The sequence below is a fragment of the Hydrogenophaga sp. ZJX-1 genome, assembly GCF_048590325.1.
GTDB lineage: Bacteria > Pseudomonadota > Gammaproteobacteria > Burkholderiales > Burkholderiaceae_C > Hydrogenophaga.
Map to the genome: position 1 here is coordinate 7501 of NZ_JBMBRA010000012.1, position 16715 is coordinate 24215.

15 protein-coding genes (1 of these 15 running past the window's edge) are annotated in these 16715 nt (G+C 68.7%); 11 read left to right on the forward strand and 4 right to left on the reverse strand.

Annotated features, from left to right (window positions below; translation table 11 throughout):
• Positions 1–505 carry the 3' portion of an ATP-binding cassette domain-containing protein gene (locus tag ACN5W5_RS23425; RefSeq protein ID WP_420050819.1) on the forward strand. 1397 nt of this gene lie to the left of the window's left edge, so only the last 505 of its 1902 coding nucleotides appear in the window; its start codon lies beyond the left edge, outside the window; its stop codon occupies positions 503–505.
• Between the two features lie 42 nt (positions 506–547).
• Entirely contained in the window at positions 548–2713 is a 2166-nt protein-coding gene (locus ACN5W5_RS23430; RefSeq protein WP_420050820.1) for an ATP-binding protein, read from the forward strand.
• On the opposite strand, the gene ACN5W5_RS23435 is transcribed toward ACN5W5_RS23430, so the two are convergent.
• A complete protein-coding gene (locus ACN5W5_RS23435) occupies positions 2691–4160 on the reverse strand; it encodes a PLP-dependent aminotransferase family protein (RefSeq protein ID WP_420050821.1) in 1470 nt (489 codons plus the stop codon). The two genes, ACN5W5_RS23430 and ACN5W5_RS23435, sit on opposite strands and share 23 nt — an antisense overlap.
• Positions 4161–4331: 171 nt before the next feature.
• Here ACN5W5_RS23435 and ACN5W5_RS23440 point away from each other — a divergent pair, with 171 nt between their 5' ends.
• Genes ACN5W5_RS23440 through ACN5W5_RS23470 form a run of 7 tightly spaced genes read left to right on the forward strand, consistent with a single transcriptional unit; the run spans position 4332 to position 10298 of the window.
• Positions 4332–4973, forward strand: a complete 642-nt coding sequence (locus tag ACN5W5_RS23440) for a LysE family translocator (protein ID WP_420050822.1) — start codon at positions 4332–4334, stop codon at positions 4971–4973.
• The gene (locus ACN5W5_RS23445) at positions 4970–5932 is read left to right on the forward strand and encodes a DMT family transporter (protein ID WP_420050823.1); all 963 of its coding nucleotides are present in this window, start codon (positions 4970–4972) and stop codon (positions 5930–5932) included. The genes ACN5W5_RS23440 and ACN5W5_RS23445 overlap by 4 nt, the downstream gene beginning before the upstream one ends.
• On the forward strand, positions 5929–7104 hold the full coding sequence (locus tag ACN5W5_RS23450) for a PLP-dependent aminotransferase family protein (protein ID WP_420050824.1): 1176 nt from the start codon (positions 5929–5931) through the stop codon (positions 7102–7104). The genes ACN5W5_RS23445 and ACN5W5_RS23450 overlap by 4 nt, the downstream gene beginning before the upstream one ends.
• Positions 7105–7109: 5 nt before the next feature.
• A complete protein-coding gene (locus ACN5W5_RS23455) occupies positions 7110–7727 on the forward strand; it encodes a glutathione S-transferase family protein (RefSeq protein WP_420050825.1) in 618 nt (205 codons plus the stop codon).
• A gap of 15 nt (positions 7728–7742) precedes the next feature.
• Complete coding sequence (locus ACN5W5_RS23460; RefSeq protein ID WP_420050826.1) at positions 7743–8618, forward strand: PhzF family phenazine biosynthesis protein; 876 nt, start codon at positions 7743–7745, stop codon at positions 8616–8618.
• Positions 8615–9310: a VOC family protein gene (locus ACN5W5_RS23465; protein ID WP_420050827.1), complete on the forward strand. Its 696-nt coding sequence runs from the start codon at positions 8615–8617 to the stop codon at positions 9308–9310. Before ACN5W5_RS23460 ends, ACN5W5_RS23465 begins: the two co-directional genes overlap by 4 nt.
• A 16-nt stretch (positions 9311–9326) precedes the next feature.
• Positions 9327–10298, forward strand: coding sequence for a threonine dehydratase (locus ACN5W5_RS23470; RefSeq protein ID WP_420050828.1), 972 nt, complete (start codon positions 9327–9329; stop codon positions 10296–10298).
• Positions 10299–10396: 98 nt separating this feature from the next.
• Here ACN5W5_RS23470 and ACN5W5_RS23475 read toward each other — a convergent pair whose 3' ends face one another.
• A complete protein-coding gene (locus ACN5W5_RS23475) occupies positions 10397–12736 on the reverse strand; it encodes an ATP-binding protein (RefSeq protein WP_420050829.1) in 2340 nt (779 codons plus the stop codon).
• 204 nt (positions 12737–12940) lie between these two features.
• Between ACN5W5_RS23475 and ACN5W5_RS23480 the strand changes: the two genes are divergently transcribed.
• Positions 12941–13612: a histidine phosphatase family protein gene (locus ACN5W5_RS23480; protein ID WP_420050830.1), complete on the forward strand. Its 672-nt coding sequence runs from the start codon at positions 12941–12943 to the stop codon at positions 13610–13612.
• On the opposite strand, the gene ACN5W5_RS23485 is transcribed toward ACN5W5_RS23480, so the two are convergent.
• Positions 13613–14446 carry a creatininase family protein gene (locus tag ACN5W5_RS23485; protein WP_420050831.1) on the reverse strand — a complete coding sequence of 278 codons (834 nt, stop codon included), beginning with the start codon at positions 14444–14446 and terminating at the stop codon, positions 13613–13615.
• 53 nt (positions 14447–14499) lie between these two features.
• Between ACN5W5_RS23485 and ACN5W5_RS23490 the strand changes: the two genes are divergently transcribed.
• Positions 14500–15273 (forward strand): alanyl-tRNA editing protein, encoded by a 774-nt coding sequence (locus ACN5W5_RS23490; protein WP_420050832.1) that lies wholly within the window; start codon positions 14500–14502, stop codon positions 15271–15273.
• 97 nt (positions 15274–15370) lie between these two features.
• Here ACN5W5_RS23490 and ACN5W5_RS23495 read toward each other — a convergent pair whose 3' ends face one another.
• Positions 15371–16591: a class I SAM-dependent methyltransferase gene (locus ACN5W5_RS23495; protein ID WP_420050833.1), complete on the reverse strand. Its 1221-nt coding sequence runs from the start codon at positions 16589–16591 to the stop codon at positions 15371–15373.
• Positions 16592–16715 lie beyond the last annotated feature (124 nt).

Sequence of the window (16715 nt, forward strand, 5' to 3'; positions counted from 1 at the left end):
GGACATCGACACGCTGGAGCTGTTGGAAGACCTGCTGCAGCAATATGAAGGCACGGTGTTTCTCGTCAGCCACGATCGGCGCTTCCTCGACAACGTGGTCACCAGCACACTGGTGTCTGAGGGCGAAGGCCGCTGGCGCGAATACGTGGGTGATGTGCAGGACTGGCTCACACAGTCGGCGCGTGCCGAAGCGCTGCAGCGCGAGCGAGCACCCGCCGCGGCGCCAGCGGCTCCGGTTGCCCCGTCGGTCGCACCCGTTGCGCCCGCCAACCCGGCATCCCCGAAACGCAAGCTCAGCTACAAGGAACAGCGCGAATTCGAAGCCCTGCAAGGGAAGATCGCCGCACTGGAGGCCGAGCAGGCCGACATCGACCGCGCGCTGGCGGGCGGTCAACTCTTTGCCACCGATCCGGCCCGCGCCACTCAATTGGGCGCCCGACACGCCGAAATAGAGTCTGAATGGATGCAGGCCTTGGAGCGCTGGGAGGTGCTCGGAGGCAGTTGAACGCCCAAACCGGACGGGCTGCACCCCGCACACCAACCGCTCATGCCCATGACACCCCAACGCCTCGCTCAAGATCTCCAGCGAGCGCTGCAAGACCTGCAGAATGAACGGGAACGCACCCGCCAGCTCATGGCTGAGCTGGACCGGCAGAACCACGAACTGGACCGGTTGCGCGGCTCGGTGCACCGCGAATCCAACAGCCGCTTGCTGGCCGAAGAGGCGCTGGACGAAACCAGCGACCGATTGCAACTCGCGGTTGAAGCCGCCGGCCTGGCGCTTTGGGACTGGCAACTGCCGTCAAAACAGGTGTTCCTGACGGCGCGCTGGGGCGAAATGCTGGGCGACATCGCTGTCGATGGCTACTGGGACACGTCCGCCCTCATCGAGCGTGTGCATCCGGACGACCGCGCCCGTGCACAAGCGACTGCGGGCGAACTGCTGGAGGGCCGGCAGCAGCGCGCGGTGGTCCAGTACCGCGTGCGCACCGCCGAAGGATGGCTGTGGATCGAAAGCCATGGCATGGTCGCCGAGCACGACGCCAAGGGCCGCCCGCTGCGGCTGATGGGATCGCACGCTGACATCCGCGAACGCAAGCGCGTGGAAGCCGAAGGTGCACAAGCCCGCGCCCAGGCCGAGCAGGCGAGCCAGGCCAAAAGCGAGTTCCTGGCCAACATCAGTCACGAGGTGCGCACACCGCTCAATGCGCTCATGGGGCTGACCCGCCTGGTGATGGATTCGCCGCTCAACGCCGAGCAGAAGAGCTGGCTGGACCTGATGGACAGCTCGGCCCACGCCCTGCTCGACCTGCTCAACGATGTGCTGGACCTTTCGCGCATCGAGGCCGGCAAGCTCAGCATGGAAAGCGTGCAGTTCCCGCTGCGCGACACGCTGGAGGAAGTCAGTGCGCTCTATGCCGAGCAGGCGCGCGCCAAACCGCTGAGCTGGGAGCTCCAGTTGTCGGCCCGGTTGCCCGACCACATGCAAGGCGATCCGGGGCGCCTGCGGCAGGTGCTGAACAACCTGCTCTCCAACGCGCTGAAGTTCACGCCCCGCGGCGGGCGCATCCGCCTGACCGCGGACATGCTGGCCGGCAACGCTGGCGGTTCGCACCAGTTGCGCCTGCAGGTGCAGGACAGTGGTGTGGGCATCGCGAAAAAGCACCAGTCCACCATCTTCGATGCGTTCACCCAGGCCGATGCGTCCACCGCGCGCAAATTCGGCGGCAGTGGCCTGGGTCTGGCCATCTGTTCGCGCCTGGTCCAGCTCATGGGTGGCCGCATCGACCTGGTGAGCGAACTCGGCCAGGGCAGCACCTTCACCGTCACACTGCCGCTGGGCGAAACCACTGCCACAGACAGCGACCCGCTGAGCGCCCCCATGGAACTCAACGAGGTGGCGCAGGCCGGCCAGCGCTTCGCGGGTCTGTGCGTGCTGGTGGCCGAAGACCACCCGGTCAACGAACTGCTGATGAAACAATTGCTGCAGCGCCTGGGCTGCAGCGTGCGGCTGGCACGGGACGGCGAGCAGGCGGTCGCGCAGTGGGAACTGGGTGGCGTGGACCTCGTGCTGATGGACGTTCAGATGCCTGGCAGCAACGGCCTGGAGGCGACGCGGCACATCCGCGAGCGCGAGATCCAGCTGGGCCGCCCGCACACGCCGATCGTGGCGGTCACGGCCAATGCCATGAACGGCGACCGCGAAGCCTGCCTGCTGGCCGGGATGGACGGCTACACGTCCAAGCCCGTCAGTCCGCAAGCGCTGATCCGCGCCATGGATGAAGCCCTGATGCGCAGCACCCGCTGCGGCGTCCCGCGCGCCGCAACGCCGGAGCCATCCCCCGCGCACCAACCCGGCGTGGTGGCGGCGCTGGACATCGACAAGCTGCGCCGGCGGCTGGATGGTGACGAAACCACCTTGCGCCAGCTCGCCCAGGCCATGCGAACCGATCTGCGCCAGCGCTTGCTGGCGCTGCAACAGGCGCTTCTGGCGCAAGACATCGAGATGGCCGTGGCCCATGCGCACGGGCTCAAGGGTTCGCTGGGCAGCATGACAGCCGAGCGCGGCGCCCGCCTGTCCAAGGGCCTGGAACTGGCCGCGCGTTCACGCGACTGGCCACTCTTCGGCCGCGCCCTGCCGCTGATGCAGGCCGAGGCAAAGCAGATCGACGGTGCGTTGGCCGCGCTGCTCAGCGCGTCGCCAGCCGCCTGAACACCTTCCAGAACGCCGCGTCCTGCGTGGTCGCAAAGTTGATGCGCATCAGCGTGCTCGGTGCGCGCGCGGCGTGGAACAGCGAACCGGGCGCGATCAGGTAGCCCTCGTCCAGCATGCGCTGCGCGAGCGCCTCGGTGTCCACGCCCGTGTCCACCCAGCCAAACAGGCCGGCGGGCTCCGAAACGAAATGGCAGCCCGCCGCCTGCGCGAGCTTCACGCTGCGGCCGCGCGCCTCGTCGAGCCGGCTGCGGATGCGTTCGGCGTGGCGGCGCAACTGGCCCTGCTCGATGCAGTGCGCCAGCGCGCGCTCCAGCAGGCTGGGCGTGGTCAGCGTGGTGAGCAGCTTGGTGTCGAGCAGGCGCTCCACCCAGTCGGGCGGCGCCACCAGGTAGCCCACACGCCAGTTGGGCGCCAGGATCTTGGCAAAACCGCTGACATAGATGGTGCGCTGCAGACCGTCGAGCACGCTCATGCGGGTGGCGTGCTCGGGCGCGATGTGGCCGTAGGTGTCATCCTCCACCACGTAGAAACCGTGCTGCTGCGCGAGTTGCAGCACACGGTGCGCGCTGGCCGGCGAGAGGCTGTAGCCGGTCGGGTTGTGCAGCACGCTCACGCTCACGAACAACTTGGGCGCGTGTTCTTCGCAGTAGCGCGCCATCACCGCCAGATCGGGCCCCGCCGATCCGCGCGGCACCGGCAGGATGCGCATGCCCATGGCCGCCAGCCGCGCGAACTCGACCGCCCAGCCCGGCTCTTCCACCATCACACAATCGCCCGGTTTGAGCAGGGTGCGGCTCACGATGTCGAGCGCGTGCGTAGCGCCCACGGTGGTGATGATCTGCTGCGGCCCGGCGGGCAGGCCCAGCACCTGCAGGCGGTCGGCCAGCACGCGGCGCAGCTGCCCGTCGCCCAGCGGTTCGCCATAACGCAGCGAGTTGTCGGCCAGCGCGGACCCCGTGGTGACGCGGCGCACCGCCGCCTGCATGAAGGTGGAGACCATCCAGTCAGGCGGGAAGGCGCCCATGCCGGGCTGCGGCCGCGAGCCCGCCGGGTGGAACATGCCGCGGATCAGCGCCGCCGCGTTCACCGGCGCGGCCATGCGGTCGGACAACTCGGCGCCCGGTGCCGGGGCCGCACGCCCGGCACCCGTGCCCCGCAGCGGCGTGCGTTCGCGCACGAAAAAGCCGCGGTAGCGCTGCGCCTGCACCAGACCCTGCGCCAGCAACAGGTCGTAGGCCGCCACCACCGTGGACGGGCTCAGGCCCTGCTGGGTCGCGCACTGGCGCACGCTGGGCAGGCGTGCACCGGGTGCGAGCAGGCGGTCGCGGATGCGGGCGGCAAAGCGCTCGGCCAGCTGCTCGGCCAGCGTCTGCGCCGCCGTGCGGCTGAGGGCGGGCGCGCTGGCCAACGCATCGCCGGGACTGGCGTCGGGGGGGTTGAACATGGCAGTGTGTGGGCAGAACGAACCACACAGTTGTTGAACTGAATGCCCAAACTGTATGGCTTGTGTATTGGTGCGAAAGGATAAAGTGTCTGCCATGCGCCCGCAAGCCCTTTTCAGTCACAACCGTCCGTTCAAGGCACCGGACCGGTGTGCACACACGAAGGGCAGCCCATGAACGCCACCGAGTTCAGCGCCCTGCTGGTGCTGGCCACGGCCACCAGCTTCACCCCGGGCCCCAACACCACCTTGTCCACTGCGCTCGCGGCCAACTTCGGCCTGCGGCACTCGCTGCGTTTCGTCTGCGCGGTGCCGGTGGGCTGGGGTGTGCTGCTGGCGCTGTGCGCCGGTGGGCTGGGCACGCTGATCGTGGCGCAGCCGGCCTTGCGCTGGGCCATTCTCATCGGTGGCTGCACCTACCTTTCGTGGATGGCGTGGAAACTCTGGGGCAGCCGCTCGCTCAGCCAGGTCAAGGCCGAGCGGCTGCAGGTCACCTTCATGCAAGGCGTGGGTTTGCAGTTCCTCAACATCAAGGCCTGGATGCTGGCGCTGTCCATCGTGGGGGGCTGGATCGCCGGGCGGCCGGATGCGCTGGAGCGCTTCGTGCAAGTGCTGCCGCTGATGCTGGCCTTTGCGTTCTTCAGCAACCTGCTCTACGCCACCGTCGGTTCCCTGCTGCGCCACTGGCTGGCCGGGCCGGTGGTGGACGGCGTGGCCACTGGCGCGCGCCTTCTGGCCTTCAACCGCATCATGGCCAGCGCGCTGGTGCTCACCTCGGCGTGGATGCTGATAGCAGGGCTGGGCGGCCAACCATGAGCCAGGTCACGGCGCTGCCCGCCTTGCCCAGCCCCCGCGAACAGACCCTGGGCCTGTGGCTCGGTCTCATCGGCGTGGTGGTGTTCGCGCTCACCCTGCCGATGACGCGGCTGGCCACCGGCACGGCCGACGCGCCCCAGCTCTCGCCCTGGTTCGTCACCTGGGCACGCGCCGCGCTGGCCGGCGGCCTCTCACTGATCTACCTGCTGGCAACACGTTCGCCGCTACCGGCGCCCGAGCACCGCCAGCCGATCGCGCTCTCGCTGCTGGGGAATGCCATCGGTTACCCGCTGTTGCTGGGCTGGGCGCTGCGCCACGTCACGGCCAGCCACGCCGCCGTCATCACCGCCTTGCTGCCGCTGGCCACCGCCGCCGCGGCCGCCTGGCTGCTGCACCAGCGCGCGCGCCTGGGTTTCTGGCTGTTCGCCGGGCTCGGCAGCTTGCTGGTGGCGGCCTACAGCGTGCTGCGCGCGCACCAGCTCGGCCACGGCTTTGGCCTGGCCTGGGCCGACCTCCTGCTGGTGGGTGCCGTCATCGCCGCCTCACTCGGCTACGTGGCGGGCGCCAAGGTCACGCCGGTGCTCGGCGCCGAGCGCGTGATCAGCTGGGTATGCGTGATGGCGCTGCCGCTCACGGTGCCCGGCGCGCTGCTGACCTGGCCCGAGCAGCCCATCCACACCTCGGCCTGGTGGGCTCTGATCTATGTGGGCGTGTTTTCCATGTGGGCCGGCTTCTTTGCCTGGTTCCGCGGGCTGGCGCTGGGCGGCGCGCTGCGCGTGAGCCAGCTGCAACTGCTGCAGCCCTTCGTCAGCATCCTGGCCGCCGTGCCGCTGCTGGGAGAATCGCTGGATGCGATGACGCTGGGCTTTGCGCTCGCCGTCGTCGCCACCGTCTTCATGGGGCGCCGCATGGCCGCCCCGCCCATCACACATCCGAAATCCAACAAGGACACTTCATGAGCAGCACCTGGACCCTCGCGAGACGCGCCCACAAGATGAACCCGTCGGTGATCCGCGAGATCCTGAAAGTGACCGAGAAGCCCGGCATCATCAGCTTCGCCGGTGGCCTGCCCTCGCCCAAGACCTTCCCGGTCGAGGCCTTCGCCGCTGCCTGCGAAACGGTGCTGCGCACCGATGGCCGCGCCGCGCTGCAGTACGCCGCCAGCGAAGGCTACCGCCCGCTCTGCGAATGGGTCGCGGCCAGCATGCCCTGGGACGTGTCGGCCGATCAGGTGCTGATCACCACCGGCAGCCAGCAGGGTCTGGACCTGGTGGCCAAGGTGCTGATCGACGAAGGAAGCAAAGTGCTGGTGGAAACGCCCACCTACCTGGGCGCGCTGCAGGCCTTCACGCCGATGGAACCGGCCATCGTCAGCGTGGACAGTGATGCCGAAGGCGTCGATGTGGACGACCTCGCCGCGAAAGCGGAAGGTGCGCGTTTCTTCTACGTGCTGCCCAATTTCCAGAACCCCACCGGTCGCAGCATGAGCGAAGCTCGGCGCCAGGCGCTGGTCGAACGGGCCAGCGCGCTGGGCCTGCCGCTGGTCGAAGACAACCCGTATGGTGACCTGTGGTTTGACCAGCCGCCCCCGAAGCCACTGACCGCGCGCAACCCCGAGGGCTGCATCTACCTGGGTTCGTTCTCCAAGGTGCTCGCGCCCGGCTTGCGGTTGGGGTATGTGATCGCGCCCAAGGCCATCATGCCCAAGCTGCTGCAGGCCAAGCAGGCGGCGGATCTGCACAGCCCCAGCTTCAACCAGCGCATGGTGTCGGAGGTGCTGAAAGACGGCTTCATCGACCGCCACGTGCCCACCATCCGCGCGCTCTACAAGAGCCAGTGCGCCGCGATGCTGGAGGCGCTGAAGACCGAGATGGCCGGGCTGGACGTGGTGTGGAATTCGCCCGACGGTGGCATGTTCCTCTGGGTGCGCCTGCCCGCCGGCATGAGCGCCGTGGAGCTGCTGCCGAAGGCGGTGGACAAGGGCGTGGCCTTCGTGCCCGGTGCCGCGTTCTACGCGGACCATGCGGACCCGCGCACGTTGCGCCTGTCCTTCGTGACGGCGAGCGTGGAGCTGATCCACATCGGCATCGCCGCGCTGGCGCAGGCGATCCGCGAAGCCGCGAAGGGCTGACCACCATGCTGCGCCTCTGGGGCCGCATCAGCTCCATCAATGTGCGCAAGGTGGTGCTCTGCGCGCAGGTGCTCGGACTGGAGGTTGAACGCATCGACGCGGGCCTGGGCTTCGGCATCGTGAACACGCCGGACTACCGCGCCAGGAACCCGAACGGCCTGGTGCCGCTGCTCGAAGACGGTGACTTCACGCTCTGGGAGTCGAACGTGATCGTGCGTTACCTGTGTGCACGCGCGGGTTCACCGCTGTACCCCCAAGACCTCCAGCAACGCTTCAACGCCGAACGCTGGATGGACTGGCAGCAGACCGAGCTGAACCCGGCTGGCAGTCCCGCCTTCAAGCAGTGGGTCCGCACGCCGGCCGAGCGACGCAACCCGCAGGTCATTGCCGCGTCGGTGGCCGCGACCGAGCCGAAGTTCCAGCAGCTGGACGAGCACCTCGCGCACCAGGCCTTCATGGCCGGCGACGCGCTGAGCATGGCCGACATCCCCATCGCCTGCGAGGTGCACCGCTGGTGGGGCCTGCCGCAGCCGCGTCCGGCCTGGCCTAACCTGGAACGCTGGTACGCGCAGTGGCTCTGCTTGCCCGCGAGCCGCGGCGTGCTCGACCTCCCCCTGTCCTGACACCGGAGACCCGCCATGCAACAACGCCCCTTCAAACAGGTCGACGTGTTCACCGCCACGCCCTACCGCGGCAACCCGCTGGCCGTGGTGCTCGACGGCAGCGGCCTTGCCACCGAGGCCATGCAGCACTTCACCAACTGGACCAACCTGTCGGAGTGCACCTTCCTGCTGCCGCCCAGCGAAGAAGGCCGTGCGGCGGGAGCCGACTACCGCGTGCGCATCTTCTGCCCCGGCCGCGAGCTGCCCTTCGCCGGCCACCCCACGCTGGGCAGCTGCCACGCCTGGCTCGAAGCCGGCGGTGTACCGCGCGGTGAACACGTGGTGCAGGAATGTGGTGTGGGCCTGGTGCGGCTGCGGCGCGATGGTCAACGGCTTGCGTTTGCGGCGCCGCCGCTGATCAAGAGCGGTCCACTGCCCGAAGACGACGTGACGCTGATCGCGCGCGGCCTCGGTGTGGCGCGCAGCGACATCACCGCCCACGCCTGGTGCGACAACGGACCCAACTGGCGCGGCGTGATGCTGAAGAGCGCCGAGCAGGTGCTGGCGCTCAGGCCCGACGGCGCAGTGCTGGCCGGTCTGGACATCGGCGTCGTGGGCCCGCGCGGCAAGGTCGGCGTGGTCGGTGCCCGCGAGGAACACGACACCTTGTTCGAGGTGCGCGCCTTTTTCCCCGGCAACAACGGCCTGTGCGAAGACCCCGTCACCGGCAGCCTGAACGCCGCGCTCGCGCAATGGCTGATCGGCGCGGGCCTCGCCCCCGAGCGCTACGTGGCCGCGCAAGGCACGGCGCTGGCGCGCGAGGGCCGCGTGTTCATCGAGCGCGACGCCGACGGCACGATCTGGGTCGGCGGCCAGTCCGTCACCTGCATTCACGGCCACGTGACCCTGTGACTACCCCGCACAGCGCGCAGATCGACCACCTCGTGGTGGCCGCGCGCACGCTGGACGAAGGCGTGACCTGGTGCGAGGCCACGCTGGGCGTGCTGCCCGGACCGGGTGGCGAACATGCCCTGTTCGGCACGCACAACCGGCTGTTGCGGCTGCACTGCGAACACGCCCAGCGCGCCTACCTGGAAATCATCGCCGTGAACCCGCAGGCCACGCCCACGCGCCCCGCACCGCTGAAGCGCTGGTTCGACCTTGATGACCCGGCCCTGCAGGCGCGGCTGGCCCAGCACGGGCCGCAACTGGTCCACTGGGTGGCCAGCGTGCCCGACATCAAAGCGGCCACCGTGGGCCTGCGGGCCCTCGGCATCGAATGCGGCCCGGCCATCGCCGCCTCGCGGCCCACTCCGTCGGGCCTGCTGCAATGGCGCATCACCGTACGGGACGACGGTCAGCGCCTGTTTGGTGGTGCACTGCCCACACTGATCCAGTGGGGTGACGTTCATCCGGCCGACACCATGCCCGCGAGCGGTCTCGCGCTGCAGAGCCTCACGCTCAGCCACCCCGACGCACCCCAGCTGCAACAGGCGCTGGACGCGATCGGCCTGGCTCCCATGGCGGTGATGCCTGGCCCCGCCGCGCTGATCGCGCAGCTCGACACACCCCTGGCCCCGCACACGCTGAGCTCGCCCTTCTGACCCTTCGGTACATTTCATGCCCCTCCAGTTACCCAACCTGCACGACATCGAAGCCGCCGCCCGGGTGGTCTACCAATCCTTCCAGGCCACGCCGCAATACCGCTGGGGCACGCTGTCGCAGCGACTGGGCGCGGACTGCTGGGTCAAGCATGAGAACCACACGCCGGTGGGTGCGTTCAAGATCCGCGGCGGCCTGACGTACTTCGATCAACTCCAGCAGCGCGGCGCGATGCCGCGCGAGGTCATCAGCGCCACGCGCGGCAACCACGGCCAGAGCATCGGCTGGGCGGCACGCGCGAACGGCGTCGCCTGCAGCATCGTCGTGCCGCGGGGCAACTCGCTGGAGAAAAACGCCGCCATGCGCGCGCTCGGCGTGAACCTGATCGAACACGGGGACGACTTCCAGGCGGCGCGCGAACACGCCATGCACCTCGCGGCCGAACGCGGCGCGCACATGGTGCCGAGTTACCACAAGGACCTGCTGCGCGGCGTGAGCACCTACTGGTGGGAGCTCTTCCAGGCTGTGCCGCAGCTCGACGTGGTCTACGTGCCCATCGGCCAGGGTTCGGGCGCGTGTTCGGCCATCGCGGCCAAGCTCGCTCTCGGGCACCAGGCCCGCATCGTCGGCGTGGTCAGTGCCCACGCCACCACCTACGCGGACTCCATCGTCGCGGGCCGGGTGGTCGAAGCACCCGTGAGCACCGAACTCGCCGACGGCATGGCCTGCCGTGTCGCCGACGCCGCCGCACTCGCCGTGTTGATGCCGCACCTAGAGCGCGTGGTGAAGGTCAGTGACGACGAAGTCGCCCAAGCCATGCGCACGCTGTTTGCTGACACGCACAACGTGGCCGAAGGCGCGGGCGCCGCGAGTTTCGCGGCCGCGTGGCAGGAGCGGGAAAGCCTGAAAGGAAAGATCGTCGGCACCACGCTGTGCGGCGGCAACGTCGACAGTGAAGTGTTCTCCAAGGTGTTGGCCAACACCAACTGAAAACGAGGACCCTCCGGCGCGAGGGTTCGTACCCAGGATGCCGCGGAGCCGGCTTTGCCGGGCCGCCAGCATCGCCCCCCGGGGGGGGTGACCCGCCCTTAGGCGGGGCGCGGGGGGGACACCAATCGTGCAACCACCTCGCAAAACGCATCCACCGCGTCCGTCTTGAACACCACTTCGCGCACCCCGCAGGCCAACGCTTCGACCTGCAGTTCGTCGGTGATGTACCCCGAGGCCACGGCCACCGGCAGATCCGGGTTGATCGCCAGCACGGCCCTGGCGACTTCCAGACCCGACATGCCGGGCATGTTGTAGTCGGTCATCAGCAGATCAAACCCGGTGGGCTGGTTGCGGACGGCCTCGATGGCCACACTCTGATCGGTCACGGCGGTGACCTTGTAGCCACGACGCTCCAGCAGGCGGCGCACCAGGAACACCAGGGTGTCGTCGTCGTCGAGGTAGAGGATATGGCGCGGTTCGGTGATCGCATCAGGAGCCATGACGGGGTTCTCCACTGAAGAGGGGCCGGGCAACTCGGTGTTACCACTTGTGTTGGCCGCCATTGTGCCCGCATCCGAGGCAAGTCCGGTTTCGGCTACAGCCGCGGGCAGCGCCCGAACTGCGGGGAAATACAGTGTGAAGGTGGTGCCCACGCCGGGCTCGCTGTCCACCTCGATGGCACCACCGTGCGCCTGCACGATGCCCAGCACCACTGGCAGCCCCAGGCCGGTACCGGAACCCACCACGCGGGTGGTGAAGAACGGTTCGAACATGCGCACGCGCGTGGCCTTGTCCATGCCACAGCCGTTGTCCTGCACCTGCACCCGGACCGCCCCGTTGCCGGCACACGCCTGCACCATCGCAGCGGGCAGGTGCGGATCGTCGGACGCCAATGCGTCGATCCGGTATTCGATGCGCCCGGCCCGGCCTTCCAGCGCGTGCGCAGCGTTGGTGCCCAGGTTGAGCAGCACCTGGCTCAGTTGCGTGGCGTCGGCGAGGATGGGCAGCACGCCATCCGCACAGGTCTGCACCAGCTCAAAGGGCGATGCCGTGGCCGCCCGCAGCAAACGGCCGGATTCGGCCACCACTTCGGCCACCTGCACCGGTCGGCGTTCCATGGGTTGCTGGCGGCTGAAGGCCTGGACCTGTCGCACCAGCTCGCGCCCGCGCCGCGCTGCGGTGCTGATCTCGTGCAGGCTCTCGCGGGCCGGCGCCCCGGGCGGCAGGTCCTGGCGCGCGAGGTCGGCGTTGCCCAGGATGGCGGCCAGGATGTTGTTGAAGTCGTGCGCGACGCCACCCGCCAGCGTGCCGAGCGCTTCCATCTTGTGCGATTGCGCCAGCTGGTGTTCCAGCGCCTGCTGCTGTTGCTGGGCGCGTTTGAGCGAGGTGATGTCGACGAAGGTGAACACCACGTGGCGCAGGCCGCCGAGGGCGTCGTTGTCGGGGTAGGCGTTGCAGAGCACCCAGCTCACCGCGTCGCCCGAGCCGGTCTGCACGCCGATCACGATGTTGCTCAGCGGCTGCCCGGTCGCCAGCACGCGCTCGAACGGTATCTCGTGGCGTGGCAGGGGCCGACCGTCTTCGCGCAGCAAGCGCCAGTCCGGTGCCTGCGGTTCGGGCATGGCGCTGTTGGCGCCGCTGGTGCTCCAGCCCAGCAAGCGGCGCGCCGCGGTGTTGATGGTCGCCAGCGTCTGGTCGGGCCGGAACACCATCACGCCAGCGCTCAGGTTGTCCACCAGCGCGCGCGACGCCGTCTCGCGCGTCAGCACCAGCTGGCGGGCCCGGTCACTCTCCTGCTGCAGCCGCGCCGTCACCAGCGAGAAGCTGACCACCATGCGCAGCAACAGGTCGACCATGAAGAACACCAGCAGCGAGGGCACCAGGGCACCGAAGCGCGCCGGGGAGGTATCGGGAACGAACCAGACCGCCACCCCCACGAACCCGAGCAGCAGCAGTTCGCCCCAGGTCAACCAGCGCAGGAATTGCAGCACGGGCTGGCGGCGCTGCGGGTCGTGCGTCTGTATGTCCCGCAGCGTGCCGATGCGCACCACCACACCGGTCAGGGCAAACAGGGCCTGCCGCGCGGGCGCCGAGTCCCACACCACATAAAACAGCACCTGGCCCAACAGAATGGCCAGCAAGCCCGCCGCCGTCCAGCGCAGCGAACGGGGCAGCCCGAGATAGCTGCGCAAACCCAGCCAGGCGAACAAAGCCGCGCCGCACAACAGGGTGTTGGCGACACTGACCGTGAGCAGGTTCAGGCTGTGGATGCGCAACCCGAAACCGAGCGAACCCAGTGTGGAAAACACGACGGCCGCAGCCCACCAGCCCGGGCCACCCACCGTGGGATGACGACGCGCCTGGACCACGAAGGCGCCGGCCACGACCAGCTCAACGCACAGCCGCAGCACCAGAATCGTCTGCAGATCAAATGGCATGTGATGTTCTAAAAGAGAGACCCCAACCGGTTGATTGAAGCACAGCGGGAGCACCCGCCATCGCCGGATATGCACCGCCAATCCGGCGTTGTCCCTGCCGGTCACACATCCGGTGACTGCCACAGACACGCCTGCGACAGCAGCGCAACGGGCAGTCGCTGTCGGGACAAAGCCACACGGCCCTGCGCCCACAGAATCCGGCCCATGGGAACCCTCTACCTAGTGCGCCATGGCCAGGCCTCGTTTGGCGCCGACGACTACGACCAGCTCAGCGCGCTCGGCCAGAGCCAGAGCGAACGCCTGGGCCGCTACTGGGCCGAGCGCGGCCTGCGCTTCGACGCCGTGCTGACCGGCACGCTCAAACGCCACGCCCAGACCTGGACCGGCATCGCCAGCGGGGCGGGCCTGGACGCCCAGCCCCTGGTCTGGCCGGGCCTGAACGAATACGACAGCGAGGCGGTGATCCGCAGCATCCACCCGCACCCGCTGCAAAAGCCCGACAGCCCGGAGGCCTACCGTGCCCATTTCCGCCTGCTGCGCGACGGCCTGGCCCAATGGATGGCGGGCACCGTGAGCCCGCAGGGCATGCCGGAGTACACCGATTTTGTGCACGGCATCACCAGCGCCCTGGACCATGTGCGCGCGCACCACCACGGCCAGAACGTGCTGCTGGTCTCCAGCGGCGGGCCGATCGCCACCGCGGTGGGCCATGTGCTGGGCCTGAGCCCGGACGCCACCATCGAGCTCAACATGCGCATCCGCAACAGCGCGGTCACCGAGTTCCAGTTCAGCGCCCGGCGCCACACCTTGCTGACCTACAACACACTGCCGCACCTCGACGGCCCGGACTACCAAGAATGGATCACCTACGCCTGATCAGTCGAACGCGGTGCGTTCGGTGAGCGTGTCGGGCGGCAGGCGGTCGATCTCGCCCAGCAACTGCGCCAGCGCGCGGCCCGCGGCGTCGAGCACGGCGTGGCCGTTTGCGGCGGTGGCGGCGCCCGCGTTGCCCACCGCGCCGTTGGCGTTGTAGTCCTGCATCATCCAGCCGAGTTTGGCGCTCCGGCCGTTGCCGAGGATGGGAAAGTGCATCGCGCGGTCCTGCGAAGTGGAGCGGAAGTATTCGGCCTGGTCCATGTGCACCCGCTCAGGACGCAACGCCAGCATCATGGCCGTTTCGATCTCGCCGGCGTGGATGCCGAAGCGGTGTTCTTCGGCGCTGAAGCGCGCGTTCACGTCCTGCCCCTGCGCATCGGTCAGCGGCAGGTTGAACCAGTTCACGCTGTAGACCAGCATGCCCAGCCGCGCGCGCAGGTCGCGCGCCACCAGGTCCATCAGGCCCACCTGCCCGCCGTGGGCGTTGAGCAGCACCAGCTTCTTCACGCCGCTGGCGGCCACGCACTCGCCGATCTCGGTCCACAGGCGCAACACGGTGTCGGCCTTGAGCGTGAGCGTGCCGGCGAAACGGGTGTGCTCCGGGCTGAAGCCCACCGCCTGCGTCGGCAAAAACAGCGCCGGCAGGTCGTGCGGAATGTGCGGCAGCGCGGCGGCGATCGCGCCGTTGACCAGATCGGTGTCCACCGACAGCGGCAGGTGCGGCCCGTGCTGCTCGGTGGCGGCCACCGGCAGCACCGCGATGGCGCGCGCGCGGTCGAGCGCGGCGAAGTCGGCGGTGCCGAGGTCGGACCAGTGGCGGGTGGGCGCGTTCATGGCTGGCAGTTTACGGCTTGTGGCGGCCCCGCACAGCCCCGTAAGATGCCGCCATGACCCAGGACCTCTTCCGCCAGGACGCCTACCTCACCGAGTGCAGCGCCACCGTCACCGCCATCCACGAGCACGGCATCGTGCTCGACCGCAGCGTGTTCTACCCGCTTGGCGGCGGACAGGCGGGCGACGCGGGCGAACTGCTGCTTGGCGGCGCCATGATCACCATCGCCGACACCCGCAAGGGCAAGGACGCCGAAGGCCGGCCCACGGCCGACATCGTGCATGTGCCCGCCCCGGGCCAGGACGCGCTGCTCGCCACCCTGCAGCCGGGCACGGCCCTGACCGCGCGCATCGACTGGGCGCGGCGCCACCGGCTGATGCGCTTTCACACCACCACCCACCTGCTGTGCCACCTGGTGCCTGTGCCCGTCAACGGCTGCTCGATCACGCCCGACTACGCGCGGCTTGATCTGGCCCTCACCGATCCGCTGGACAAGGATGCGCTCAACGCCGGCATCGCCGCCCTGGTCGCCGCGGCGCACCCGGTGACCATCGGCGCCATCACCGACGATGAGCTGGACGCCAACCCCTCGCTGGTCAAAAGCATGAGCGTCTCGCCGCCGCGTGGCAGCGGCACGGTGCGCACCGTGCGCATTGGAGAAACCACGCTGATCGACCTGCAGCCCTGCGGCGGCACGCACGTGGCCAACACCGCCGAGATCGGCCGCATCGTGGTCACCAAAATCGAGAAGAAGAGCGCCACCACGCGCCGCGTGGTGCTCGGATTTCAGGAAGCACCCCCCACGTCACCTTCGGCGCCACCCTGCTGAAGGAGGACAACACCAGAGGCCCGGCCAAGCAGGTTCTTCAGTGTCTCCGGGATGGGCCGCCTCACACGGTGCGTGTCAGCTGTGGCGCATGGGCTAGCTAGCCATACATCCAGTTCCGCGACCACGGCAGCCCCGTCGCCGCCTGCCCGGACGGCCGGCACAGCACCTGGTACAGCGCCACCTCGTCGTTCTCGAACGCCCACGCGCACCCCGCGAGGTAGATGCGCCAGATGCGCCAGCGCTTCTCGTCCACCAGCGGCCGGATACCCGCGCTGTGGGCTTCAAAAGCCTCGCTCCAGAGCTGGGTGGTGCGCTGGTAGTGGCGGCGCAGGTTCTCCACGTCGAAAGCTTCGAGACCCCCTTCCTGCAGGGTGCGCAACACGGTGCTGATGTGCGGCAGCTCGCCGCGCGGGAACACATAGCGGTCGATGAAATGCCCCCCGCCCAGGCTCGTCTCGCCGTCGAAGGCGTCGGTGCTGGTGATGCCGTGGTTCATCACCCAGCCATCGGGCTTGAGCAGGCGGCGGATGTGGCCGAAGTAGCCCACCAGATGCTCCAGCCCCACGTGCTCGAACATGCCCACGCTGGTGATGCGGTCGAACGGCGCGTCATGCACGTCGCGGTAGTCCTGCAGGCGGATCTCAACGCGGTCCTGCATCCCGGCGGCTTTCACGCGCTCGCGCGCGAGGTCAAACTGGTTCTGCGACAGCGTCACGCCCACGCACTGCGCGCCGAACTGCTGCGCCGCGCGCAGCGCCAGTGCACCCCAGCCGCAGCCGATGTCGAGCAGGCGCTGACCCGGCTGCAGGCGGATCTTGCGCAGGATGTGGTCGATCTTTTTCAGCTGAGCCTCGTCCAGCGTCTCATCGCCGTTTTCGAAATAGGCGCACGAATACACCATGCCCTCACCGAGCCACTGGGCGTAGAACGCGTTGGACACGTCGTAGTGGTACTGGATCGCCTCGCTGTCGCTCGCGCGCGTGTGGGCGAAGTGGCGGCGAATGCGCCCCAGCACACCCGCTTCGGGCTGGGCCGTCTCGGCCAGCCGGTGCGCCACGGCGAGGATGTCGGCCACCGAGCCGTCCACGTCCACCAGCCCCTCCACATAGGCCTGGCCCAGCGTGTCCAGCCCCGGATCAATCAGCAGCGGCAGCGCCGACGGATCGCGCACACGGATTTCCACCATCGGCTGCTCGAAATCGCCCAGCGCCAGCGACGAGCCGCCGCCCGCGCCCCAACTCAGGCGCACCGGCAGGTTCACCTGGGTCTTCACCCGCTGCGCCCACGGCAGCAGCGCACGTTCGACAATCGATCCCATGCACGTTCCTCCATGCATATCCGCCCAGGATTCGGTTTTTACATAAAGCTTCTGGTTCTGTGAACCCCTTTGACCACCCCAACCGTTCCATGATTCCGATAGACGGCCTGGGGGCGCCGGCCGG